Below are 22,604 nucleotides of genomic sequence, written 5' to 3' on the forward strand. Positions count from 1 at the left end.
GGGAAGCCTCGGAACATCACCAGTCTCTGACGCGCGTAATACACAGGAATAATCGGCCGGCGTCGCGAGCCCGCCCACGCGACACTTTTCCCCAAGGCAACGGCCCGACCATCCGGGCCATGAAACTCATCGACGACTGGAAGAGTGAATTTCACCGGCTTTGGACGGTGCGGCTGAGCCTGTTCATGTTCGTGCTCACGGGCGCTCTGGTTGCGCTCCCTGCCTTCGCCGACAAGCTCAACCCCAAGTTTTTCCTCGCGCTCTGCTGCGGCGGATACGGCCTCATCGGTTTCCTGCGCCTGGTCAAGCAAGTTCCGAAGGCCGATCTATGAGCGTCAAAAAGTCAGTTGCCGCCGCGAGCTCGGCGGGCGTGATCGCTGCGGCCATTGCCTTTACCCCGGGATGGGAAGGCATGGACGCAGTCGCCAAGCGCGACATGATCGGCACCGGTCACCCGGTGACGTATTGCTACGGCCAGACCGACGAATTCGGCAAGGTGAAGGTCGGGCAGCGCTTCACCAAGGAAGAGTGTGACGCGAAGTTGGCCGCTTCGCTGCCGAAGTACCTCGCCGAAATCGAGCGCTGCATCAAGGTCCCGTTGCCCGACAAGACGATGGCGGCATTCCTTGACGCCGCCTACAACGCCGGCTCTGCGGCCGTCTGCCGCTCGCCGATGGTCAAGCTCGCCAATGCCGGCGATCTGCGCGGCGCCTGCAACGCCTTCGCCGGCTGGTACGTTCGATCCGACGGGCAAGTGCGCCGCGGCCTGGTCGCGCGCCGTGGCGGCGACGGCCGCAAGGGCGAAAAACAGCTCTGCCTCGAAGGCCTCGCCGAGGGCAAGCGCACCGTCGCGATGCCGCCGCCGCCGGCCGCGCCGACGCTGTGGCAGCGCATCCGGCCGTGGATCTTCAAGGCATGATGATGTGGTGGCCGCTCTACGCCTATGCCGTCGGGTTCAGTCTGCTCGGGCTGTGGTGCGCCTTTGAGCCGGAGGAGCGCTGATGTTTTGGATCGAGGCCGCGTGGAATTACCTGTTCGGCTGGGCCGGCATCAACATGCTGGCCGGCTTCGCCTGCGTCGCGGTCGCGGTGCTGACGCCGCCGGCCGTCGCCGCCTTCATTCCCGACCTTCGCAAATGGGCCATCGCCGCGGCCGTGGTCGCCTTCACCTGCATGGGATGCATCGCCTATGGGCACAAGAACGGAATCGACTTCACCCGAGCTCAATGGGATGCCGCGTTGGCGCGGGAAGCTGCCGGCGGCGACGCGATCCGCAGCGATTCTGAGCGTGCTGTGCCTGGCACTTCTGACCGCTGGTTGCTCAACGATGATCCCTTCAACCGTAACCGCCGGGAACGCGATGATGGCCACAAAGGCCCGGTGCGCTGGCTGGCGGTCAATCCGTTTCGACGCGTGGAATGACACGGTCGACACCATCAACCAGATCCGCATTCACAACCGGGTAGGGCTCAAGAAACGGTGCTGGAAGTGACGGAAACCGACATCAAGAACGCAGCTCGGGAAGGCGTGAGGGAATTCCTGCTCCTGATCGGCGTTGATGCCAGCTCGCCGGCCGCGATCATCGAGCTTCAGAAGGATTTTCATCACCAACGGCAGATGCGCCTCACCGCTCGCGCCATCCGCAACGAGGTGGGGAGCAAGGTGATTTCGGTTCTCACGGGCAGCGCCGTGACCGGCGTCCTTGGCGCGGTTGCCTATTACATCGCCCGTCACTGAGCCGCCCGCTGATCGCGTTGCGCGCGTCGTCGTCATCACGGGCGACACGCCGGACGAGCGCTATATCACCCTCGGAGAGGGTGATGGGACCTATCAACGGTATGCGCCGGAATAGCTCTCTCACCTCGGCAAGGGTCACGCGGCTTTCCGTCTCCTTGGAAAGGGCTTCGGCTTGGCGCGCCGCGAGCACCGTCCGCTTGTCGCCGTTCTTTGTGGCGTGGTAGGCGCGCAGATCCTTCATGAACGCTTTGGCGGCCTCGGGTGGGATTTCGATCATCGGCCGCCCGCCAGCTTTGTCGCGCTCGATTCGGGCCAGCTCTTTGGCTTGGTCAAGGGCGTCAGTTTGGGTGGGCTTGCCGGTGACAGATCGCCGGCCGGCGTGATCGTCCCAATAGAAATAACGGCTCCGGCGGCCGTCGGCGAAGCGCACTTCGAAACTGCCACAGTCGGGAATACCCGCTGGCGCGTGAGGGATGATGCGGACAGGGTCGTCTTGCATGCTGGGAATTTACAGGGTGAACAGGACAAGAACAACTGTGCCTGTTTTTGCGACTGGCGCAACCGCTGTTTGTTTCCGTTTTGGCCGCCGTTGCCGGGGCCTCAAAATCGCGGGAAACCCTGCAAATCCAGCATTTTCATGGTGCCGGCTGAGGGGATTGAACCCCCGACCTTCGGTTTACAAAACCGCTGCTCTACCGCTGAGCTAAGCCGGCGATGCCTCAAGAGGCAGGGCAGAGCTCGGCTCGCGCCGGGGCCCTCCACCCGTGCGCGCCGCAATACCAGACTTGATCGGAAAGTGCCAGAAGCGGCAGCTCGCCGCGCAAGACGTGAAACCGGGCGGCCGCGCGGGCCGCCCGGTGTGTCTCGGTCGGTTCAAGTCGCTTTACTGGCAGAGGTGCCGGCGGCCGTCTGCGCCCTTGAAATAAGTGCCGGGCGTGCAGACGAAGCCGTTCCGCTCGGCGTAGCTGCGCCTGTCCCAGCTACGATTGTCCCAGCCGCGGTCCCACGAATTGTCATAGGCGTAGGAATTGTCCCAGCCGCGGAATGGTGCGGTGGCAATCGCGCCGGCGGTGCCGATTGCGGCGCCTGCGACGCCGGCCGCTGCGCCCGCTGCGCCGGCCGCGACGTCGGTCGGCCAGAAGCCGGTGGGGCTCCTGTTCCAGTCGTTGTTCCAGTCGCGATTGGTCTGGCGATAGGCTGCGCGACGATGGCGATAGCCGCTATCGGTGGTGGCCTGTCCCGGTCCGAAGGTCTGGCAATTGGCATTCGGGAATTGCGCCGAGCAGCGGCCCTGATTGTTGACGACGGTCTGCGCCATGGCAGAGCCTGCCAGCATGGTCGCTGCGATCGCCGTGGCCCCGAGAAGCTTGATGGTCATGGTTGTTCGCTCCCATTTTGTTGACAGGAGCTAAACGCTCACGGCGCAGGACGTTCCGATGCAACCTTGGGATTTTTCGGCTGCGAGCCGTCAAACAGATGTGAGCAGCGTGCGCTGTTCCAGTCGCGCGGTTCCGGCGCCCGTTAATGCTTCGCTAGCTCGCCGTGCAGCATTTGAGCGGCGCGCAATCCTTGCACGTTAGGCTTACCGGAATTTGGTGAGCAGGCCTTAACCCTCTCTGCGCCGCGATCGGTTAGGTTGCCGCCCGGATAACCGGGGTCTCCTCATGCGCGCCGTGGCGCTCGCCGCCTTTCTGATCGGACTGCCTGCGACGGCGTTGGCCGGCGGCTTCGAGATCGTCGTTCCCGGCCGTCCCGGCGTGCCGATCATCATCAACAACATCGACGCGTCCTACGCCGTCGTCGAGGGCACCTGGGGCCTCGGCAAGGGCCAGCAGGTGCAGCCCACGATCTATGGCGGCCGCTATATCGCCGAGCGGCAGCCCGACGACGTCGGCCATTATTATCCGACGCTGGGGCTGCGGCCTGGCTACGGCCGGCTCGAGGTCGAGCCGCCGGCGAACCGTAAATTGCCGAAGCCCGCCGAGAGCTACCACCAGAGCTGGGGCGCCTCGTCCGCGCCGCTGCCGGCGCAGATGGACCCGCCCGTCGATCCGCCGCCGGTGATCTACGCGCCCGAGATCAACGAACGTCCTCGGCCGCCTCGGCCGCGGCCGCGCACAGAGATACCCGGCAGGCCGCCGGGTTGAGAAACGTGAAAACCAAAAACGGAAATCAACAGGAGAGAGTAATGCGTCAGATGATTTCGGGACTGGTCGCGGCAACTGCCGTGATGTTCGCCGCCACCGCGCCGGCCGCGGCCTGCGGCTTCACCACATGCGCGCCGGTGGCGCCGGTCTATTCCGGCTGCAACACCGGCTGTGGCGGATATGGTTACGGCTACGGCGCCTATGAGCGTCTCGCCGAGCCGACCACGCAGTATTACTACGTCAACCAGGGTCCGACCTATACCGGTCCGGGCGCCTTCGCGCCGTACCCGACCTACCGCGAGGACGCGGTCGTCGCGCCCGCCAATTACGGCTACGGCTACGGCTATCGTGCCGCCGCGGTCGCACCGCCGGCCGCTTATCCCTATCGCCGCCCGTATTTCCGTCCCTACCGCTATGGCTATGGTCCCCGCTACGGCTATCTGCCGCGCGTGCAATACGGCCATGCTCACCGCTACGGCTACGCCCACCGGCACGGCTACGCCCACCGCCACGCGCCGCACTATTATGGCGGTCACCGCGTGCTGCGCCGCTATTACTGATCTCTGATCGGCCGAGACTTGCGAAGCGCCCGTTCGCGTGATGCGGACGGGCGTTTTGTTTTTCTTCAAAACAACCCCATGCACAGTAGCCGCAAACAGTGAAATCAAGGACTTGAAGCGCAATGTGCCCGAGATGAGCGAGCATCGCTCACTAGCTCGTTGTTCGAGCTCCATATTTCGGAAAAACAGAGATCTCGAATTGATCCGTCGGGCAAAACAGGCCTAGTATGGGATCGTCCGGATATGCGGGGTGCCCAAAGCGCTAGCGCTTCATCAGCCCCAGCCGGCTCGCGCCGACATAGAGCGCGAGCACGGCCGCATTCGAGACGTTGAGGCTCTTGATCTCGCCGGGCATGTCAAGCCGCGCCACGACGCTGCAGGTCTCGCGCGTCAATTGCCGCAAGCCTTTGCCTTCGGCGCCGAGCACCAGCGCGAGCGGCTCGCGCAGCTCGACATCGCTGATATCTTCACTGCCTTCGCTGTCGAGGCCGACGGTCTGGAAGCCGCGCTCATTCAGCGCTGTCAGCGCACGGGCGAGATTTTGCACGGTAACAATTGGCACAAGCTCCAGCGCGCCGGAGGCGGCCTTGGCGAGCACGCCCGTCGCCTCGGGGCTGTGACGCGCGGTGGTCACGATCGCCTTCACCGCGAAGGCCGCTGCAGAGCGCAGAATGGCGCCGACATTGTGCGGATCGGTGATCTGATCCAGCACCAGCACCATGCCTTCCTGCTTTAGCGTCTCGATGTCCGGCGAGGGCAGGGGATCGGCCTCGGCGAGCAGGCCCTGATGCACGGCGTCGGGCGAGAGCAGGCGGTCGATCTCCTGGGGACGGACGATCTCGGGCGCGATGCGGGTCGCGATGTTTTCGTCCGCCAGCCGCCGCGCGGCGTTCTCGGTCAGCGTCAGCTTGCGGATCCGCCGCTGCGGGTTGGCGAGGGCCATGGTGACGGTGTGCCAGCCATAGAGGATGACGGGCCCGTCGCCTTGCGAATCACGGTCGCGCCAGGCCGGCCGGCCGGCCGATTTTCCGGGCCTGTTGAAGGGCTTAGCCCCGCCGCGAGCCCCCTTGGGGCCGAATTTTCGATCCTTCATGGGCTCGCTTCTGTCATGGGTTCCGGAATATGGCAATTTCGATGCCTGCGAGGGGATTTTAGCTGCCTGCCTCGGTTGACTTTGCCCCACCGCTTCGCCCATAAACGCGCCCGGTCGCGCCCCGATCCGGGTTGTCGCGGCCTTCACGTTCCATGGCCGTCTTCGGTCCGCCGGCAAGGTCCGGCCCGATTGTGCTGCCGTCGAGCGGGGGAGTGTCCCGAGTGGCAAAGGGAGCTGACTGTAAATCAGCCGCCTCATGGCTTCGCAGGTTCGAGTCCTGCCTCCCCCACCATCCTTCGCTCGCTTCGCGAGCTACGGCTCGGCAAGCCAATGCCATACATCAAAGAGATGCGAGCGAAGGCTGCCGCGCCCAGGGCCGGGCTCGTCCTTGCGTAGGATAGCAAAAACTCTGACACGTTGCTGCTTCTCATCTCACGCTACTTGCCGCGGTCGCAGTAGTTGGCATCGGACTCTGCATCTGGGCAGGAGTTGAGAGGAAATTACCGCGAACAATTTTCCGCAAGCAGGAGTGGAAAGAGCCTCTCATTCGAGAGCAGATGATTGCTAAACGAACAGATACAGAACAGAGTGGCCTGATGCCACCAAGGAAAGCTAAAAGCCCCTACAAACCGCCTGCAATCGCTCCACCCGCAAGCACCGGCAACGCCGGTCCTTCGTTTGAAGCTAAGGTTGGCGCGTTCTATCTGTTGTCGCTTCTCGGAAGGAGCGAGCCACGTGGCTTGCCTGGCGCATCAGTTCGCGCGGTCGAGTTGCAGCGTCGGATCGATGAGCACCCTCTCGACGATGTCATTGTCCAAGCTGTCAATGCCGACGGTTCGCCGGCAACGCTCGAAATCCAAGTCAAGCGTGCTCTGACATTCACCGCTTCGGATCTTGAGTTCAGGGATGTCGTCGGGCAGATCGCCGACGCCGCGAAGAAGCCGGAATTCAAGGCACAACGTTACGAACTTGCGGTCGCGGTCGCGCGGACGACGACGCGCATCGAATTTGTTTGCCAGGAAGTTCTTCATTGGGCGCGTCAATTACCAGACGCGATGACTTTTGCCGCGCACATAGAGCGCCCAAATTTCGCGTCCGACGATATGCGCAACTTCGTCGCGGTATTCCGTGCAAATCTAGCCCAGGTTGGGGCCCCGACTGACGACGAAGCGCTCTGGCAGCTGTTGCGCCATTTCCAAATTCTGGTGTTCGACTTCGAGTCGCCCGGTTCCGACTATGAATACCGGGCTCGCGAACGTGCGCGATCTGTGCTGGCACCCGCTGATCGCCATCGATCCGCCGATCTCTGGGCGGTGCTGCTAGATTACGTTGGTGCAAGTGCCCGCGCCAGCGGTGCTCTTGAGGGCGCGACGTTTTCGACGGTGCTGCAACAGCAGCATAAACTCCTCATCAACCTGCCCGACGATTTGCGGGTCATAAACGATCGGCTCGCGGACGAAGCTGAGCGCGTGTTGGCCGAGATCAACGATGAAGTCGGAGGCGTTCGCTTGGCACGAACCGGTCTCGTCGACCAAGCGCATCAGCACCTCGAAAATCACCGCATTTTGCACATCGTCGGAGCATCTGGCTGCGGCAAGTCCGCTGTCATGAAACATCTCGCGCGCAGGCTTCAGCATGAGGGCCGCATCATTGCGTTGCGCAATGGTCGGGTTACGCCGGGTGGATGGCAACCGCTGGCTCACCTCATCGGATGCCAAATATCCCAAAGTGCCTTCTTCAATGAGCTCGGTTGCGGTGGGGGCGCGGTCTTGTTCATCGACAACATCGATCAGATCGATGGAATGGCGGAGTGGGCCACCATCTCCGATCTTCTAACCGGTGTCGTTAAAAGTCCCGGGTGGCGCGCGGTCGTGACCGGCGGCGCTGGCAATGAGGAGTGGAAGACGAAATTGCCCGCAGCCTTGCGGCGCTCAGACATTGCTACGCTGGCAGTCGAACCTATCTCGGATGACGAGGTCAAGGTACTATCTGCCGAGAACAAGACCCTCGGTGTTATCCTGGGTCCCGATCATCCCGCGAAGGGAATTGCGCGGAATCTCTTCTATCTCTCTCGACTAGTCGAATTTGGCGTTGGCGATGCGGAGGCCGATGCCGGAGTCGTGTCGGAGCTCGACCTTGCCCGCTTGTGGTGGCGCTATGCCGGCGGGCGAGGTGAAGACAACGGCCGCTTTGCGCGTCTTAAATTATTGCGGCAGCTCGGATCGCAAGTCATTGCCGATCCGGGGCGCTCGACATTCAAAGTTGATGAGTTGGACTCGCCGACTTTGGTCGAGCTTCTGAACGTTCATAGCCTCCACGAAGTCATCAAGGGCGCCACGATTTCATTTCGCCACGACGTCCTGCGCGACTGGACTGTCGGATTTATGCTGCACGACGACAAAGGGCTTCTGAATTCGCTGCCGATGAACGCACCGCTTCCTGCTGGCTTAGGTCGGGGGTTGGAAATAACGGCCCGGCTCGCTCTTTCTGCCGATAATGATGGAAGAGCTTGGCTCGAACTCCTGGCAGCCGTTGAGCGTGAAGGATCGCTCGGAAGCTGGAAGCGGCCCATCCTGTTGGCGCTGACCCGATCCGAACACGCAGTCAGCCACATGATCCGCCTCAAGAGGGCGCTCCTGGAAAACGGCGGACGAAGGATGAGCGATCTGATCCGTCTGATGATCGCAATCGATTCCGTGCCGCTCACAATGCTCGTGGCTCGGCTTCAGCCCACGACACCCATTCCAAAGGGTATCGATGATCTCGTTATACCAAAGGGCGTCGGCTGGATATGGCTCGTTTTATGGCTTGTGGCGGAAGCCGGATCGTTACCTATGCAACTAATCCCGGACGTCGTGAAAGTCTTTCAAGCCTGGCTGATCTATGCCCAAAATGGGAGCTTCAACGTCAATGCAGAGATTGTTCGCCTCTTATTTGAGTGGCTTGCCCTGATCGAGGGGCGCCTGGAGCCGCGCACCTACCGCCGCATCGAGGACGCGCCGCCGCCCCTCAACATTCCTCATATGCGCGAAGTGCGGGATCGAATTCAGCTGACAGTATTTACCAATGCCCGTCACAACCCCGCGGCTGCGGCGAAATACTTGTCCGGTCTCGCATCCGGGCGGGTCGGCTATCACGACCAGCGAGCCATCCTTACGTCACCGGGCGCGCTGGCCGGCGCCGCTCCTAAGGAGTATGTCGACTTTGCGTTAGCTTCGATCATCGAGAGGGGCGATCCTGACGATCGGCGTTATCGCCGCCGCCGGTATGGCCCGTTTGGAGCGCACGATCATCTCTTTACGCGGCCATCGCCGAGCCAAGGCCCTTTTCTTGACCTGCTGGAGCATGCTCCGGCAGAAGGGCTCCGTCTTATCCGAGGCCTCGTCGAACAGGCGACGGAGTGGCGACGCGGGCACTACCGGGACGATCGGCGATTATTTCCGAAGCTAACAATTCCGTTCCCGGACGGTCCTAAATCGTTTGAGGGCGATTGGGGCGTCTACCATTGGGGTCGCAGCGTCGCCCCCTCCACCGTCACAGCTTCCGCCCTTATGGCGTTGGAAGCGTGGGGACACCAACAAATCGAACAAGGATGGCCCTTTGCTGAGGTGTTGCGCGATGTGCTCGGCCCGGATGGCTCAAGCGTCGCATTCGTCCTTGTCGCCGTCGACTTGATCCTGTCTCACTGGTCGCTCGCGCGTGACCATGCGTGGCCGTTTGTAGCAACACCGGAGCTGCTGGTCTTCGACGGCCTGCGGCACACCCGCGACATAACGGGGGTCGATCGCCTCGGCGCTCTCGATGGGGCGATGGAGACCGGACGAGTTAAGCGCAGCGATCTCGATGCCCGGCTGTCGCGACGGGTACGTTTGATCGATACGTTCGGCGAGTACGCCTTCGGCCCTGCGGAACGCCTTGCGCCGCTGCAAGCAGCGCTCAAACAGGCTTGCCTTGAAATAAGGAAGGGTTCAGCCGACTCCGAGGAAGATCCGATCAATGGCCTGCGGGCAACCGCTGCACGCGCCTTACGCATGACTGACGCGAAAAATTGGCCGCTCGTCAAAGTCCGCCTCGAAGACGGCTCGGAGGCCGACGTCCATCAGTACCAGGCTGATCCCGCCGAGCAGCAGCTTATCGATGGGCTCCGCGCGCGCTCGGATGCGGACATGCAGCACATGAATGTGCGCATTCGGGTGCAGATGGCACTGCTCGAACCGGGCAAATCGACACCCGCGATTGTGCTTGAAGGAATTGAATGGGCGAAACGACAAACTGTGGTGGTCGGCGAGGTGGCCGGCGATGATGATGATTTCAACAAAGAATGGGATCGCAGGGCCGTTGTTATGAGTGCCGCATTAGCGGCGCGCGATTACGAGGGGGCCGATCGCGAGAGCATCATCGATTGGGCACTCGGACTATTGCGATCCGCCACGGCTCAGCGCGACAAGGAATATGTAGGCAACGAGCAGATCGAATACAATGTAACGGCCCTCGCCACCGTTGGGCTGATTGCGCTCTATCTCAAGAACGGCGACATCGCTGTTCGTGATCTGCTCCTCAAGCTTGCCATGCATGGCCACCAGGCGGTGCTGCACGCACTCGGCAGACAATTGGTAAGTCTCGCTCAAAAGGATGAGCGTCTGGTCCGCACGCTGATCCGCATCATAATGAAGAGCTGTATCTATCATCGGCGAACCGCATTTAACGAGGAAATAAGCCCACTCAAAACGGCCCATCAGGCCGAAATCAACGAACTTATTCAAGCCGAGAAGCGCGCCCTCGCGGATGAAGCCGACGAACCGCCATGGCCGACGTTGCCATTATGGGGACGGCGGTCGCGGCCCCGCCTCAGGTTGCCGGGTGGCCCGTCCCTTGAGGAGAAAATCCCGGCGCCGCCGCCTGACGCTTACGTGGACGATCAGAGACTGGGAGCATTGATGGGTCATCTTGTGCTTTTCACCGCGCATAAGATACCGCCATGGCTCGTCTCACTTACGGATCATCTCCTGTTATGGACGATTGACGCGAACGGCCCGGCCGACGAGCATGATGACGACAACGATAGCCGGCCCTTGCACTGGAATCGCGACTTCTTTGACTTCGCGGGCGTTCTTTCAGTTGCTTTGCCGCACGTCGACGCAGCGAAGATGTTTATCGACCCCATAGTCAAGTTCGGCGAGGATGCCTTCCATGAGACGGCTGCGTCCTTTTTGCGCGGATTTGATCGAGCCACGTTGGCAAATAACACCAAAGACCCCGAGAAGCCGGACGAGGTTCGGGCGTTGCTTGCCGAACGATTGAAGCAAACCTGGAACTATCAGCGCTTTCGGCGCGAGAAGACCTTTACTTGCGAGTCGCACGCTGGCGACATGTGGACTGCAATCTTCTACCAACCGCCGCTTTTCATGAGCAGGGGAGAGACCATTCTCCCAGCGAACTGGGCCGCACTCAATAAGACGATCAGAATTCTGACGGACTTGGTCACCGGTGCACCGACGTCCGGCTGCATGGCAGTGTTGTTCCTGAATCTGCTCGATACCTCACCGCGGGCTGCACTGATCCCCTTCGCTGTGCAGGCCGCGTCCGCGTGGACAGGCGCCTACGGTGCCGATACGCATTTTTGGTCAGAGCGCGACATCGGCCCTCGCCTATGCTCGTGGCTTGGTCGCACGATAAGTGAAGATGCAGCAAGCGCAGCGAAGATTAACGAAGTGCGCGATCCGCTCTTCAAATGCCTCGACATTCTGATTCGGTCTGGTGTTTCGCAGGCGAATGAAATTGAAAACCGGATCACCGCGATGCGAGCGGATCGCTTGGGAGGCAGGTAACGATTAGCCAAGCGCAATGACACCGTGTCTAACTTGCTCGAATGCCTCACGAGCTTCGGAGCTGGGTGCCAAGACAATGAGTTCGATACTTGTCCAAGAAGGCTGCCGTGCCGTGGCCCGCAGAGCGTAGGCTCTAGACGCAGTTCACCCCATCATCTCCCGCACCATCGGCACCACCTTCCGCCCGTAGAGCTCGATGCTGCGCATCAGCTTCTCGTGCGGCAGCGGCCCCGCCGAATATTTCAGCTGGAAGCGCGAGATGCCGAGTGCCTTCGCCGTCTTCGCGATCTTGCGCGCGACCGTTTCCGGCGCGCCGACATAGAGCGAGCCGTGCTCGGCCTCATGGACGAACTCGTCGCGTCCCATCGGTGGCCAGCCGCGCTCCTTGCCGATGCGGTCGCGCATCGCCTTGTAATCGGGCCATAGCTCCTCGCGCGCCTGCGCATCCGTTTCGGCGACGTAGCCCGGCGAATGCACGCCGATCGGCTGGGTCGGGCGGCCGAATTCCTTGAAGGCGCGGTGATAGAGCTCCACGTAAGGCGCAAAGCGGGCGGGATCGCCGCCGATGATCGCCAGCATCAGGGGCAGATCGTAATGCGCGGCGCGCACCACCGATTGCGGACTGCCGCCGACGCCGATCCAGGTTTTGAGCGTGCCGTTCTCGACCGCCGGATAGACCAGCTGATCCCGCAGCGGCGGACGCAGCTTGCCTTGCCAGCTCACCGGCTGCTGCGACAGCAGCGCAGCGAAGAGGTCGAGCTTCTCCTCGAACAGCTCCTCATATTTGCGCAGGTCGAAGCCGAACAGCGGGAAGGATTCGGTGAACGAGCCGCGGCCGAGGATGACCTCGGCGCGTCCGTTCGAGACCGCATCCAGCGTGGCAAAGCGCTGGAACACGCGGATGGGATCGTCCGAAGACAGCACCGTCACGGCGGAGCCGAGATGGATGCGCCTGGTGCGCGACGCGATCGCCGCGAGCACGGTTTCAGGCGAGGAGATTGCGAAATCGGCGCGGTGGTGCTCGCCAAGGCCGATGAAGTCGAGGCCGAGCTCGTCGGCCAGAACCGCTTCGTCGACGACGTTGCGGATCACCTGCGCATGCGAAATCATCGCGCCGGAGGCGTCCCTGGTGACGTCGCCAAATGTGTCCAGTCCGAATTCCAGCGGTGCGGTCATTGATCTGATCTCTGCGGGGAGGATCGGTCAGACTTAATGGACCGCGGCCAGGCGACAAGGCGGCTTTCGGAAATGCTCGGTTTCGGTTCTGCGTCCTATGTCGAGACGCGCACCACCATCTTGCCGAGCGCTCCGCGCGTCTGCATGGTCCTGAATGCCTCGCGGAAATCGTTCAGCGCGAAGACGCGGCCGACCACGGGCTTCAGCTGGCCGTCGGCAAGCCAGCCCGTCAATTGTGACATCAGGCGCTTCTGCACGTCGGGCTCGCGCATCGGGATCTGCGCGAGGTCGACGCCGAGCAGGGCGCCTCCCTTCAGCAGCGGCAGGTTGAACGGCAGCGCGGGGATCGCACCGGCGGCAAAGCCGACCACGAGATGGCGTCCGCGCCAGGCGATCGAGCGGAACGCCTGCACCGAGATCTCGCCCCCGACGGGATCGAAGATGACGTCGGCGCCATGCCCGCCGGTCAACTCCTTGAGCGTGTCGCGCCAGCCGGGCTGCGTGTAGTCGATCGCCGCGTCGGCGCCGTGCGCTTGCGCGAATTCGCGCTTCTCCGCCGTCGATGCCGCCGCGATGACGCGCGCGCCGAGCAGCTTGCCGATCTGCACCGCCGCAATTCCGGTGCCGCCGGCCGCTCCCAGCACGAGCAGCTGCTCGCCTGCGCCCAGCATGGCGCGCGCGCTCAGCGCATAGAGCGCCGTCAGGTAGTTGGCGCGAAACGAGGCGGCGACCTCGGCCGCGACGCCGTCCGGCAGCGGATGGAGTGCTTCGGGCCTGACGACGATCTCCTCGGCCAGCGCGCCGGATCGCGTCATGCCCATCACGCGCATGCCGGATTGAAAGCCCCCGGGCGTGCCGGGCGCGTCGGTCACGACGCCTGCAAACTCCGTCCCGGGAATGAAGGGGAGGGGATCCTTGGTCTGGTAGCGGCCCTCGATCTTCAAGCCGTCGACGAAGCCGATCCCGGCGGCCTCCACGCGGATGCGCAACTGTCCCGGCTCGATGGGCGGCGGCGGGACATTTTTCAGCTCGATCTGATCGATGGGGGCATATTGCTCGACGACGACGGCTTTCATATCGGACCTCTGTTGTTCGCGTGATCCTGACGGGTGCCGACCGCAATCTCTTGCGTTTACCGCCACATCCCGCGCATCCTCGCCCCGATGTCGATCTTCGGCCCCTGCGCCGGGTTGCGAGCGGCGCCCGCCGCTGCCTTCGGCCAGGCCGTGCGCTCGAACAGATAGACCAATTGCTCCGGGATGAAACGGGTGCGCGAGGCGTAGACGTGGCGGTCGCCCCTGGCGGCCTGGCCGTGCACGAAGAAGCGCTGGGGAACGACGAGGTGCAGATCGTCCTTGGCGCGGGTCATGGCGACATAGAGCAGGCGGCGCTCCTCCTCGAGCTCGGCGCTGGTGCCGGCGCCGAGATCGGACGGCATGCAGCCGTCGACGACGTTGAGCACATACACCGACTTCCACTCCTGGCCCTTGGCGGAGTGGATGGTGGAGAGGATCAAATAGTCCTCGTCGCGCAAGGGTGGACCCGATTTGTCGCTGGTCGCATCCGGCGGATCGAGCGTGAGCTCGGTCAGGAATTTCTCGCGGGAGGAATAGCCGCTCGCGATCTGCTCGAGCTGCATCAGATCGGCGCGGCGCGTCTCGGCATCCTCGTGCATGCGATCGAGATGCGGCTCGTACCAGAGCCGCACCCGTTCGAGATCGACGGGCCATTCCGAATAGCGCAAGTTTTCGACGGTGCGGACGAAATCGGCCCAGTCCGCGCCGGTGCGCGCCGGCCCCGGAAGCTGGCCGAGCGTGCCCAGCGGGTCGGCGCTTTCCGCCATCTGGTCGAGCACGCGCTGTGCGGTCGCAGGTCCAATGCCCGGCAACAGATGCAGGATGCGGAAGCCGGCGACGCGATCGCGCGGGTTCTCGGCAAAGCGCAGCAGCGCCAGCACGTCCTTGACATGCGCGGCATCGAGGAATTTCAGCCCGCCGAACTTGACGAAGGGAATGTTGCGGCGGGTCAGCTCGATCTCCAACGGACCCGAATGCGAGGACGTCCGGAACAGCACCGCCTGGTGCTTGAGCAGCGCGCCTTGCTCGCGGTTCGCCAGCACCGCCTCGACGATGTAGCGTGCTTGATCAGCCTCGTCGTGCACGGTGACGAGCTGCGGCTTGCTGCCAGAGGTGCGGTCGGTCCAGAGGTTCTTGGTGAAACGCTCGCGGGCGAGGCCGATGACGCCGTTCGCCGCCGACAGCACCGCCTGCGTCGAGCGGTAATTGCGGTCGAGCGTGATCATCTCCGCACGCGGCGAGAAGCTCTGCGGAAAGTCCAGGATGTTGCGGACGGTGGCGGCGCGAAACGAATAGATCGATTGCGCGTCGTCGCCGACCACGGTGAGACCGCGCCCGTCGGGCTTGAGCGCCAGGAGGATCGAGGATTGCAGGCGGTTGGTGTCCTGATATTCGTCGACCAGCACGTGGTCGAAGCGGCCGCCGATCTCTTCAGCGATCAGCGCATCGCTCATCATCTGCGACCAGTACAGCAAGAGATCGTCGTAATCGAGCACGTGCTGGGCCTGCTTGGCCTCGACGTAAGCCGCGAACAGGCCCTTCAGCTCGGCGGCCCAGCCCGCGCACCAGGGATAATGCACCCCTAACACCTTCTCGATCTCCATCTCCGCATTGACGCAGCGGGAGTAGATCGACAGGCAGGTGCCCTTGGCGGGAAAGCGGCTCTCGGTCTTCGACAGCCCGCGCTCGTGCCGCACCAGGTTCATCAGGTCGGCCGAATCCTCGCGGTCATGGATGGTGAAAGCGGGGTCGACGCCGATCCGCTCGGCATATTCGCGCAAGAGCCGCGCGCCGATGCCGTGGAAGGTGCCGGCCCAGGTCAGCGCATCGCGCATGATCGCGGCGTTGTTCTCGCCCAGCACCTTGCGCGCGATGCGCTCGACCCGGCCCGCCATTTCGGCGGCCGCGCGGCGGGAGAAGGTCATCAGCAGGATGCGGCGAGGATCGGCGCCCGCGACGATCAGATGCGCGACGCGGTGGGCCAGCGTGTTGGTCTTGCCGGAGCCGGCACCGGCGATGACGAGCAGGGGGCCGCCCACGGTTGCGCCTTCGGCCACGCCATGCTCGACGGCGCGGCGCTGCTCCGCATTGAGCGTGTCCAGATATGTCGCCACGAATCGCCCCGGTGAAAGGACCAGACTCGGCGATCCCGGCGCGAATCGCAATGCGGCTGGACGGAACTGGAATTAGGATTTAGGGGGAAGGGCCCCTTTGGTTCCAGCACCCCATGGCGAGATGACCGAGCTCAAGCCCGAACAATTCGAGATGCGGCGGCTGGAGTCGCTCAGCAACACCATTTTCGGCGTCGCCATGACGCTGCTGGCCTACGATCTGCCGAAGGCGGCGGTGTTCAGTGGCGCGCCCGAGTGGAGCGATCTCGCCCGGGTGTATTCCGGCAAGCTCGCCGGCTTCGCGCTCAGCTTCATCATCGCCGGCGTGTTCTGGATCAGCCATCACCGCCGGCTGGCACGTCAGCCCGTCGGTAGCCGCGGCCTGGTGGTCCTCAACCTGTTCTTCCTGCTCTCGATCGTGCTGCTGCCGGTCACCAACGGGCTCTACACCAACTACACCCTGAGCAGCGCGGTGGCGGTGCTCTACGGCCTGCACCTGACCATGATCGCGAGCCTCAATGCCTTGCTGTGGTGGACGATCCTGCGCGGCTGGAGCCGGGAGATCGTGGCTTCGCTGTTTCCGGTCGCCGTGTTCATCCCGGGCACCATCGTTGCGGCGTTTGCGCCGCATCTTGCGCCCTACGTCTGGTGTTTTGCCTTCGGCGGGCTCCTGATCCAGCGCTTCTACGTCGCGCCGAACCCATCGGCCGGCACGTAAAGCTTGACCGGACGGATCTCGTACACCGCGGTCGGATTGACCGCGCGCAGCTTCCGCGCCGCTTCGATCGCCTCCTCCTCGGTGGCGCATTGCATCAAATGGAAGCCGAGAAGCTGCTCCTTGGTCTCGGCAAACGGCCCGTCCAGCACCATTCCCGCGCCGGGGCCGCGCAAGGTCCGGGCCTTGCGGGTCTCATCCAGCCGGGCCGCCGGTCCAAACTGCCCGCTGGCCCGCAGCGGCGCCTGAACCTCGATGACTTTGGCGACGACCGCGGCGTCCTGCTCCGGCGTCCAGGACAGGACTTCGTCTTCCACGTGATAGGCCAGGATGGCGTACAGCATCGTCACCTCGTTCTTTTCTGCTTTTGTTTCTGCGCAAGTCCTGAGGACGTGGCACGGCGGCCCGGGCCGACACTTCGGAAGCAAAATATTGCGTGGCCGGCAAGCGGCGAAACCGTCCTGAAACCCGATTGCGCGCTTGCCCTGTGAACGCCGCCGGAACGGGTCGCGACTGATGAACCACAAACAACAAGTTCTTTGCTGGAGGCGGCAATGTCGGGTCACACCATCAAGATCATCTGCGACGCGTGGCGGGCGGGACAGTCGGAGCCGGCCGATCTGCACGACCAGGCCGGCCATCACCGCTATTACGGCAGCTCGGCCGAGAACGGCGGCGAGCGGATCGTCGAGAGCCGGCGCGGCAAACGGCGGCGCGTGCTCGGCATCTTCGGCTTCTGAAGCCTTTCGCCGAGACCGGCGTTCGAAATGGACGTCCTGCAGATATCGATCGCGGCGATTCCGTTCCTGCTCGCGCTGATGAGCCGGACCTCAAAGGCCATCGTCCCCTGCTTTCTGACGAGCCTGTTCACGGTGCTGCTCGGCGAGGCGCCGCACCGCGCCGTTATGGCCTGGTGCGTCGGCATGCTGATCGCCGCCGTCGCGCTGCGCCAGCGGCTTCGCGCCGGATGATCCGGCCGATCCGTTTCCAGGAAGCCTGAGAGAGACATCCAAATGAAAGGCGCGGCGGGGAAGCCCCGTCGCGCCCGATTTCTTGCTCGCTGGTCTAGGGCTGAGAGCGCCCCGATGCCAAGCCCAACTCAAAGCCTAGCGGGCGATCCCAGCGAGGTGACAGCGCTTGAGATAAGACACTGGATCACCTCCTTTCGTTGGTTGCGGAAGTCTCCAATATAGGCGGCGATCCCGTCGCTGTTAAGGGGCGGCGGGTCCGCAGGAACCCGGGTGGTTCGCAAGGCCGCCGCAGACGCCGGAAAGCGGCCTCCTGGGCAGTTGAGACCGCCGCCCGGCCGTGTTAGGGAGCCGGTAACGCGGGTGTAGCTCAATGGTAGAGCAGCAGCCTTCCAAGCTGAATACGAGGGTTCGATTCCCTTCACCCGCTCCACGATTTTCTACGCCACGGCGCGATTTTGAGCGATGACTTGCGATCCTGTGCGATCGCGTTCGCTGGATCGCCGCACCTTGAGCGGTTGCAGGCGAAATGGCGAAGGTTCAGCCTTGGAGCGGTTCTGCGGTCAATCCGTCTTCATTATCACGCGGGCCAAGTCCGACGGATTTTCGACAGCTGAGAAGTGACCGGCATTTTTGAGCCCTTGGGCGCGCCGGGGGTGCGAAAGCTTGAGCTTGTCGGCGGGCGTCGCAGCCATAGGCCCGTCCGGCTATGAGGGCGGGCATCTGATCAACCAGAACTCACCTTTCCATCCTGACTGGATGTCGAGGCTATGACCGTCGAATTTGCCAGCAGACTGAATACTGCGTTCGGGGCGCGAGTCGCCCCGCGGCCGTTGCGGGAAACGCGGCTTGGGATCCTCACGCCGCTTTCTTGCGGGGCTTCGGCTTTGCTTTCTTGTCGAGCAAGGCTCTCTCCGGAGCCGGGCGCGCACCTGGACCCGGATGGACATGAACTTCCTTGGCTGAAAGCGGCTCGCCGCATTCCGAGCACACCATCACGGGGTCGAACATCTTTCCGCACTTGCGGTGCTCATGCAGCAGGGGACGTCCGCGTTCGTCCACCATGTGGGTGTCGCCCCAATGCACGAGCGCCATCATGATCGGGTAGAGGTCGAGGCCCTTTTGCGTCAGGATATACTCGTGGCGTTTAGGCGACTCCTGGTAGGGAATGCGGCGCAGGACGCCCTGCCGAACCAGCTTTTTCAGCCGTTCGGCGAGCAGGTGGCGTGTGATCCCCAGCGCGGACTGAAAGCCCTCGAAGCGGCGCGTGCGTAGGAAGCATTCGCGGAGAATCAGAAGAGTCCAGCGGTCACCAATCACACCGATGGTGCGAGCCATCGAACAAGGCTCTTCCTCAAGTTCATCCCATTTCATTCCGCTCTCCGGTCGACCGGGCCTGTTCCGTTCGAATCAGGGGAAGCGGCAGGCGCCGCTCACACCATTCTAGATAGGTACTAAAGTGGATACAATACCCCTGGCACTTGTTCGAAACTCTGGCATTCAGCGCGGATTTGACAGTTCAATTTTAGAACTATAGAAACGAACGACGGCTTTCGTTCGGCCCAGAAGATCACCCAACCTGACCAACATTGCGCTCTGCGGGAGGAGCTGACATGTCCCTGAAAGTTGAGTTCCTGTTCGATTTCGGCAGCCCGAACGCTTACCTCGCGGAGCTTGCCCTTCCCGGAATCGAACGACGCACCGGCGTGAAATTCGAATATGTGCCGATCCTGCTCGGCGGCATCTTCAAGGCGACAGGCAACATGTCTCCGTTCGAGTCGCTTCATGGCATCAAGAACAAACCCGAATACCAGGCGCTGGAGACGCGGCGCTTCATTCGCCGGCATAACGTGACGAAGTTTCGTCCCAATCCATTCTTTCCGGTCAACACACTGATGTTGATGCGCGGCGCCGTCGCGGCGCAGTTCGAAGGCGTGTTCGAACCCTATTTCCGCGCGGCCTACCACCACATGTGGGAGGAGCCAAAGAAGATGGATGACCTCGAGACCTTCCGAGCAGCGTTCATCTCCTCAGGCCTCGATATCGATCGGTTGCTTGCGCGCGCGCAGCAGGATGACGTCAAGAAGGGGCTGATCGATCGGACCACCGACGCCGTCAACCGCGGCGCATTCGGCTCGCCGACCTTCTTCGTTGGAAATGAGATGTTCTTCGGCAAGGACCAGCTCCGCGATGTGGAGGAGTCGATCGTCGAGCAGATCGGCCAGCCCGTTTCGAAGACGGCCTAAGGCCAGAACTGGAGCCTTGCAGAGCCGGGCAGACGTCCGCGCGCCTGCATGACGAAAGCTCAGTCGGCCCTACAACAAAACCAATTCAGGGAGAATGTCATGCCCGGCCCCCTCAACGGCGTTCGTGTCCTCGATTTGACAGGCGTGGTGTCGGGTCCTTTCGCGACCATGTTCCTGGCGGATCAGGGCGCGGACGTCCTGAAAATCGAGCCGATCGGCGGCGACATTACCCGGCGCAGCCGCGCCACCATTGATAAGGATGGCGAATTCTCCGCGCTATTCATTTCTTCAAACCGCGGCAAGCGCTCGCTGTCGATTGACGTCAAAAGCGCGGCCGGCCGTGAGGTTCTGGCCAAATTGGTCGCGAAGGCGGACGTGCTGGTGCAGAATTTCCGGCCCGGCACCATGGAGCGCCTCGGTCTCGGCGTCGAAGCGTTGCGCCAGCGCCATCCGCGCCTGATCTATGTTTCGATCAGCGGTGTTGGTGACACCGGACCCTATGTGAAGAAGCGTGTTTACGATCCGATCATTCAGGGCCTCTCGGGCTTTGCCGATATCCAGTCGCAGCCGGTCACGAACCGTCCGCAGATGATCCGGACCATCGTCTGCGACAAGACCACCGCCGTATTCACCGCCCAGGCGGTAGCGGCTGCCCTCTATGCCCGCGAGAAGACAGGGCAGGGTGATCACATCCAGGTCGCCATGCTGGACGCGATGATCTCGTATTTGTGGCCCGAAGGCATGATGCAATACACGGTGGTGGGTGCCGAAGCCGCTACTGCCGATCCCAACGACCGGCCCGATCTCGTTTTCAAGACCAGCGACGGCTACATCACCGCCGGTACCATTTCCGATTCCGAATGGCAGGGATTTTGCCGGGCGTCCGGCGATCCGGAGCTGGCCAAGGATCCCCGTTTCGCGACGCCGGCGGCGCGTTCCGTCAACGCCACGGCACGCATCAACAAGATGGCGGAATATATCAGCCAGCACACCACCGCGGAATGGCTGGAGCGTCTGGACGCCGCCGACGTCCCCTGTTCGCCGATCCTGCGGCGGGGCGAGATCATTCACAATGAACAGGTTGTCGCGCGCGATATCATCGCGGAGTTCGATCAACCGAAAGTGGGGCGGGTGCGGCAACCTAAGCCGGCAGCGCGATTTGCGATCAACGAAGCCACAATCGGTGGGCCTGCTCCCAGGGTGGGCGAGCACTCCCGCGACGTGTTGCACGAGCTGGGCTACGACGACGGCGCCATCGACAAGATGGTCGCCGAGCGCAGCGTGCGCGTCGCAGTCTAACCGCGACGCCGTCGGCGACGTCTTCTAGACCTTCGCCGGCGCCGGCGTGATCGGTGCCATTGGAACATTCGCCGCAACGGCTCGCTGAAAGGCTTCCCGTGTCCTGATGCGTTCGAGATAGGGCTGAGCGTTGTCGCAAATGCCGACGCCATAGGCTATGGCCCACTCGAGGCACGTCGTGAGCAGGATGTCTGCGCTCGTAAACCGGTCGCCCATCAGGAATTGCCGGCCATCTGCGAGCGCGACTTCGACATGGCGCAACTGCTGGCGGAAATACTCGCCGGCCTGGGCAACGACCTCGGGCGCAATGCCGTAGATCGGTCCGAGCGCGTCGGCCCGATGGCGGCGCATCACGTAAAGGCTGGTGGAATCCAGCTCCGCGACGATAAAGAAGCACCATTCCAGCCACGCGGCATACTCCCGCGGGGCGTCCGGAATGAGCGATCGCTCCGGCGTGGAATACATGCGCGACAGGTAGGCAACGATCGCTGCGCTCTCGCCGATGCAGAAGTCGCCATCCTGAAGCAGCGGGATCTTCTGGCGCGGATTGAGCTTCGTGTATTCTGCGGTCTTCGTTTCGCCGGTTCGCGGGCCAATGGGCCTTGTCTTGTAGGCTAAGCCCAGTTCGTGCAGGGCCCAATGCGGACGAATGGTGCGACTCGTTCCAACGCCCCACAGGGTCAGGTCTGGTGTCGCATTCATATTACCATTTCTCCACGGACGGACGGAGATCGAGCTCGTGGGTCCAGCCATCTTTGCTTTGCTGGTGGGTGAACCAATAGGCTTCGGCAATGGAAGACGTCTTGGTCAGGCTATCGGGCGGAATGTCGCTTGCTTCGATGCCCTTCGCTGCCTTCATGCGTTGGTGAATCGCCTCGCTATCCACGCCGGCGTCGATCAGGAGATGCACGACGTGAATGTTCTTCGGTCCAAGCTCGCGCGCCATCGCCTGGGCCACCGCACGAAGGCCGAACTTCGCTGATGAAAATGCTGCAAATCCCGGGCCGCCACGCACGCTTGCCGTCGCACCCGTAAAGAAGATGGTGCCGCGTCCGCGCGACAGCATCACGCGGGCAGCCTCGCGTCCAACCAGGAAGCCACCATAGCAGGCGAGTTCCCAGGCTTTGAAGAACAACTTCTCCGTCGTGTCGAGCAGAGGCTTGTTGACGTTCGAGCCGGCATTGTAGAGACAAACCTCGACGGGCCCGTGCTCTTTCTCGACTCGCGCGAAAATGCCTTGGACTTCCGCTTCCTGACGCGCATCTATGCTGAATGCGTGAACGTCGTGCCCCGCGGCCCTCAGCTCGGCCACGAGTCCCTGCGATTTGGACGCATCGCGCCTGCAGATGCAAACCGTATAGCCGCCTTGGGCAAAACGCCGGGCGACCGCCGCGCCAATGGCATCGCCTGCGCCGACAAGTATCGCTACACCGCGGCTCGCTGCCATCCTCGATCCTCCCTTTAAGTTCTTATTTGATACTATAGACTAGCTGCCGGATGATGGGTTGTAAACGGAGGTTCGTAAGAGGCACGAGGAAAATGCTACTTGCGATGGATTGTCCATTTCGACTCCGGAAAAGGCTGACGACGATTTATTGATTGACGAGTTCTAAAAAAGAACTATAAGTCGAAAGCAAGTCTGCCGCATT

The 22,604-nt window shown here is 62.6% G+C and carries 22 protein-coding genes and 3 tRNA genes; 14 read left to right on the forward strand and 11 right to left on the reverse strand.

The genetic code is table 11. The features are described from left to right. Positions 1 to 119 precede the first annotated feature (119 nt). The 4 genes from AC24YW_RS16125 (at position 120) to AC24YW_RS16140 (ending at position 1,736) form a co-directional block, all read left to right on the forward strand. A complete protein-coding gene (locus AC24YW_RS16125; RefSeq protein WP_487483668.1) occupies positions 120 to 332 on the forward strand; it encodes a DUF7940 domain-containing protein in 213 nt (70 codons plus the stop codon). After that, entirely contained in the window at positions 329 to 919 is a 591-nt protein-coding gene (locus AC24YW_RS16130) for a lysozyme (protein WP_487483669.1), read from the forward strand. The genes AC24YW_RS16125 and AC24YW_RS16130 overlap by 4 nt, the downstream gene beginning before the upstream one ends. 82 nt (positions 920 to 1,001) lie before the next feature. Next, positions 1,002 to 1,421 (forward strand): hypothetical protein, encoded by a 420-nt coding sequence (locus AC24YW_RS16135; protein WP_487483670.1) that lies wholly within the window; start codon positions 1,002 to 1,004, stop codon positions 1,419 to 1,421. A gap of 66 nt (positions 1,422 to 1,487) precedes the next feature. Next, positions 1,488 to 1,736, forward strand: coding sequence for a hypothetical protein (locus AC24YW_RS16140; protein WP_487483671.1), 249 nt, complete (start codon positions 1,488 to 1,490; stop codon positions 1,734 to 1,736). On the opposite strand, the gene AC24YW_RS16145 is transcribed toward AC24YW_RS16140, so the two are convergent. The 3 genes from AC24YW_RS16145 to AC24YW_RS16155 all read right to left on the reverse strand — a co-directional run bounded on the left by AC24YW_RS16145 (position 1,675) and on the right by AC24YW_RS16155 (position 3,114). Next, complete coding sequence (locus AC24YW_RS16145; RefSeq protein ID WP_487483672.1) at positions 1,675 to 2,235, reverse strand: hypothetical protein; 561 nt, start codon at positions 2,233 to 2,235, stop codon at positions 1,675 to 1,677. The genes AC24YW_RS16140 and AC24YW_RS16145 overlap by 62 nt on opposite strands. 139 nt (positions 2,236 to 2,374) lie before the next feature. Next, a tRNA-Thr gene (locus AC24YW_RS16150) sits at positions 2,375 to 2,449 on the reverse strand. A gap of 170 nt (positions 2,450 to 2,619) precedes the next feature. Continuing rightward, positions 2,620 to 3,114, reverse strand: coding sequence for a hypothetical protein (locus AC24YW_RS16155; protein ID WP_487483673.1), 495 nt, complete (start codon positions 3,112 to 3,114; stop codon positions 2,620 to 2,622). Between the two features lie 286 nt (positions 3,115 to 3,400). Between AC24YW_RS16155 and AC24YW_RS16160 the strand changes: the two genes are divergently transcribed. Both AC24YW_RS16160 and AC24YW_RS16165 read left to right on the forward strand, forming a co-directional pair. Further along, a complete protein-coding gene (locus tag AC24YW_RS16160; protein ID WP_487483674.1) occupies positions 3,401 to 3,883 on the forward strand; it encodes a hypothetical protein in 483 nt (160 codons plus the stop codon). A gap of 41 nt (positions 3,884 to 3,924) precedes the next feature. Continuing rightward, the gene (locus AC24YW_RS16165) at positions 3,925 to 4,443 is read left to right on the forward strand and encodes a hypothetical protein (RefSeq protein ID WP_487483675.1); all 519 of its coding nucleotides are present in this window, start codon (positions 3,925 to 3,927) and stop codon (positions 4,441 to 4,443) included. A 262-nt stretch (positions 4,444 to 4,705) separates the two neighbouring features. Here the strand turns inward: AC24YW_RS16165 and rlmB are convergent, their stop codons facing one another. After that, the gene (rlmB, locus tag AC24YW_RS16170; protein WP_487483676.1) at positions 4,706 to 5,536 is read right to left on the reverse strand and encodes a 23S rRNA (guanosine(2251)-2'-O)-methyltransferase RlmB; all 831 of its coding nucleotides are present in this window, start codon (positions 5,534 to 5,536) and stop codon (positions 4,706 to 4,708) included. Positions 5,537 to 5,742: 206 nt separating this feature from the next. Here rlmB and AC24YW_RS16175 point away from each other — a divergent pair. After that, positions 5,743 to 5,828 (forward strand) — tRNA-Tyr (locus AC24YW_RS16175). A gap of 265 nt (positions 5,829 to 6,093) precedes the next feature. After that, positions 6,094 to 11,364, forward strand: a complete 5,271-nt coding sequence (locus AC24YW_RS16180; protein WP_487483677.1) for an ATP-binding protein — start codon at positions 6,094 to 6,096, stop codon at positions 11,362 to 11,364. 144 nt (positions 11,365 to 11,508) lie between these two features. Here AC24YW_RS16180 and AC24YW_RS16185 read toward each other — a convergent pair whose 3' ends face one another. The 3 genes from AC24YW_RS16185 to AC24YW_RS16195 all read right to left on the reverse strand — a co-directional run bounded on the left by AC24YW_RS16185 (position 11,509) and on the right by AC24YW_RS16195 (position 15,730). Beyond that, entirely contained in the window at positions 11,509 to 12,540 is a 1,032-nt protein-coding gene (locus AC24YW_RS16185; RefSeq protein WP_487483678.1) for an LLM class flavin-dependent oxidoreductase, read from the reverse strand. A 95-nt stretch (positions 12,541 to 12,635) separates the two neighbouring features. Further along, positions 12,636 to 13,616 (reverse strand): NADPH:quinone oxidoreductase family protein, encoded by a 981-nt coding sequence (locus tag AC24YW_RS16190; RefSeq protein WP_487483679.1) that lies wholly within the window; start codon positions 13,614 to 13,616, stop codon positions 12,636 to 12,638. A gap of 56 nt (positions 13,617 to 13,672) precedes the next feature. Then, positions 13,673 to 15,730 carry an ATP-dependent helicase gene (locus AC24YW_RS16195; protein ID WP_487483680.1) on the reverse strand — a complete coding sequence of 686 codons (2,058 nt, stop codon included), beginning with the start codon at positions 15,728 to 15,730 and terminating at the stop codon, positions 13,673 to 13,675. A 121-nt stretch (positions 15,731 to 15,851) separates the two neighbouring features. Between AC24YW_RS16195 and AC24YW_RS16200 the strand changes: the two genes are divergently transcribed. Beyond that, the gene (locus AC24YW_RS16200) at positions 15,852 to 16,445 is read left to right on the forward strand and encodes a TMEM175 family protein (protein WP_487483804.1); all 594 of its coding nucleotides are present in this window, start codon (positions 15,852 to 15,854) and stop codon (positions 16,443 to 16,445) included. On the opposite strand, the gene AC24YW_RS16205 is transcribed toward AC24YW_RS16200, so the two are convergent. After that, positions 16,412 to 16,786: a YciI family protein gene (locus AC24YW_RS16205; RefSeq protein WP_036027698.1), complete on the reverse strand. Its 375-nt coding sequence runs from the start codon at positions 16,784 to 16,786 to the stop codon at positions 16,412 to 16,414. The two genes, AC24YW_RS16200 and AC24YW_RS16205, sit on opposite strands and share 34 nt — an antisense overlap. Positions 16,787 to 16,996: 210 nt before the next feature. On the opposite strand from AC24YW_RS16205, the gene AC24YW_RS16210 reads away from it, so the two are divergent. The 3 genes from AC24YW_RS16210 to AC24YW_RS16220 all read left to right on the forward strand — a co-directional run bounded on the left by AC24YW_RS16210 (position 16,997) and on the right by AC24YW_RS16220 (position 17,843). Next, positions 16,997 to 17,182: a hypothetical protein gene (locus AC24YW_RS16210; RefSeq protein ID WP_487483681.1), complete on the forward strand. Its 186-nt coding sequence runs from the start codon at positions 16,997 to 16,999 to the stop codon at positions 17,180 to 17,182. Between the two features lie 27 nt (positions 17,183 to 17,209). Further along, a complete protein-coding gene (locus AC24YW_RS16215) occupies positions 17,210 to 17,413 on the forward strand; it encodes a hypothetical protein (RefSeq protein WP_487483682.1) in 204 nt (67 codons plus the stop codon). Positions 17,414 to 17,769: 356 nt separating this feature from the next. After that, positions 17,770 to 17,843, forward strand: a tRNA-Gly gene (locus AC24YW_RS16220). Positions 17,844 to 18,268: 425 nt separating this feature from the next. Here the strand turns inward: AC24YW_RS16220 and AC24YW_RS16225 are convergent. Then, a complete protein-coding gene (locus AC24YW_RS16225) occupies positions 18,269 to 18,784 on the reverse strand; it encodes a winged helix-turn-helix transcriptional regulator (protein WP_487483683.1) in 516 nt (171 codons plus the stop codon). A gap of 239 nt (positions 18,785 to 19,023) precedes the next feature. Between AC24YW_RS16225 and AC24YW_RS16230 the strand changes: the two genes are divergently transcribed. Together AC24YW_RS16230 and AC24YW_RS16235 are read left to right on the forward strand one after the other, a co-directional pair. Continuing rightward, positions 19,024 to 19,656, forward strand: a complete 633-nt coding sequence (locus tag AC24YW_RS16230) for a DsbA family protein (RefSeq protein ID WP_487483684.1) — start codon at positions 19,024 to 19,026, stop codon at positions 19,654 to 19,656. A gap of 99 nt (positions 19,657 to 19,755) precedes the next feature. Next, a complete protein-coding gene (locus tag AC24YW_RS16235; protein ID WP_487483685.1) occupies positions 19,756 to 20,955 on the forward strand; it encodes a CaiB/BaiF CoA transferase family protein in 1,200 nt (399 codons plus the stop codon). A 24-nt stretch (positions 20,956 to 20,979) separates the two neighbouring features. Here AC24YW_RS16235 and AC24YW_RS16240 read toward each other — a convergent pair whose 3' ends face one another. Together AC24YW_RS16240 and AC24YW_RS16245 are read right to left on the reverse strand one after the other, a co-directional pair. Continuing rightward, on the reverse strand, positions 20,980 to 21,708 hold the full coding sequence (locus AC24YW_RS16240) for a glutathione S-transferase family protein (RefSeq protein ID WP_487483686.1): 729 nt from the start codon (positions 21,706 to 21,708) through the stop codon (positions 20,980 to 20,982). Beyond that, the gene (locus AC24YW_RS16245) at positions 21,659 to 22,402 is read right to left on the reverse strand and encodes an SDR family NAD(P)-dependent oxidoreductase (RefSeq protein WP_487483687.1); all 744 of its coding nucleotides are present in this window, start codon (positions 22,400 to 22,402) and stop codon (positions 21,659 to 21,661) included. The genes AC24YW_RS16240 and AC24YW_RS16245 overlap by 50 nt, the downstream gene beginning before the upstream one ends. Positions 22,403 to 22,604: the final 202 nt, after the last annotated feature.

The organism is Bradyrhizobium sp. USDA3516, from assembly GCF_057651995.1.

Bases quoted from the DNA above. Each gene is read 5' to 3' on its own strand.
- AC24YW_RS16235 (WP_487483685.1), top strand. From the start codon at position 19,756: ATGCCCGGCCCCCTCAACGGCGTTCGTGTCCTCGATTTGACAGGCGTG.
- AC24YW_RS16130 (WP_487483669.1), top strand. From the start codon at position 329: ATGAGCGTCAAAAAGTCAGTTGCCGCCGCGAGCTCGGCGGGCGTGATC.
- AC24YW_RS16230 (WP_487483684.1), top strand. From the start codon at position 19,024: ATGTCCCTGAAAGTTGAGTTCCTGTTCGATTTCGGCAGCCCGAACGCT.
- AC24YW_RS16240 (WP_487483686.1), bottom strand. From the start codon at position 21,708: ATGGCTGGACCCACGAGCTCGATCTCCGTCCGTCCGTGGAGAAATGGT.
- AC24YW_RS16185 (WP_487483678.1), bottom strand. From the start codon at position 12,540: ATGACCGCACCGCTGGAATTCGGACTGGACACATTTGGCGACGTCACC.
- AC24YW_RS16215 (WP_487483682.1), top strand. From the start codon at position 17,210: ATGGACGTCCTGCAGATATCGATCGCGGCGATTCCGTTCCTGCTCGCG.
- AC24YW_RS16225 (WP_487483683.1), bottom strand. From the start codon at position 18,784: ATGAAATGGGATGAACTTGAGGAAGAGCCTTGTTCGATGGCTCGCACC.
- AC24YW_RS16135 (WP_487483670.1), top strand. From the start codon at position 1,002: ATGTTTTGGATCGAGGCCGCGTGGAATTACCTGTTCGGCTGGGCCGGC.
- AC24YW_RS16190 (WP_487483679.1), bottom strand. From the start codon at position 13,616: ATGAAAGCCGTCGTCGTCGAGCAATATGCCCCCATCGATCAGATCGAG.
- AC24YW_RS16125 (WP_487483668.1), top strand. From the start codon at position 120: ATGAAACTCATCGACGACTGGAAGAGTGAATTTCACCGGCTTTGGACG.
- AC24YW_RS16155 (WP_487483673.1), bottom strand. From the start codon at position 3,114: ATGACCATCAAGCTTCTCGGGGCCACGGCGATCGCAGCGACCATGCTG.
- AC24YW_RS16210 (WP_487483681.1), top strand. From the start codon at position 16,997: ATGTCGGGTCACACCATCAAGATCATCTGCGACGCGTGGCGGGCGGGA.
- AC24YW_RS16200 (WP_487483804.1), top strand. From the start codon at position 15,852: ATGACCGAGCTCAAGCCCGAACAATTCGAGATGCGGCGGCTGGAGTCG.
- rlmB (WP_487483676.1), bottom strand. From the start codon at position 5,536: ATGAAGGATCGAAAATTCGGCCCCAAGGGGGCTCGCGGCGGGGCTAAG.
- AC24YW_RS16245 (WP_487483687.1), bottom strand. From the start codon at position 22,402: ATGGCAGCGAGCCGCGGTGTAGCGATACTTGTCGGCGCAGGCGATGCC.
- AC24YW_RS16160 (WP_487483674.1), top strand. From the start codon at position 3,401: ATGCGCGCCGTGGCGCTCGCCGCCTTTCTGATCGGACTGCCTGCGACG.
- AC24YW_RS16165 (WP_487483675.1), top strand. From the start codon at position 3,925: ATGCGTCAGATGATTTCGGGACTGGTCGCGGCAACTGCCGTGATGTTC.
- AC24YW_RS16145 (WP_487483672.1), bottom strand. From the start codon at position 2,235: ATGCAAGACGACCCTGTCCGCATCATCCCTCACGCGCCAGCGGGTATT.
- AC24YW_RS16205 (WP_036027698.1), bottom strand. From the start codon at position 16,786: ATGCTGTACGCCATCCTGGCCTATCACGTGGAAGACGAAGTCCTGTCC.
- AC24YW_RS16180 (WP_487483677.1), top strand. From the start codon at position 6,094: ATGATTGCTAAACGAACAGATACAGAACAGAGTGGCCTGATGCCACCA.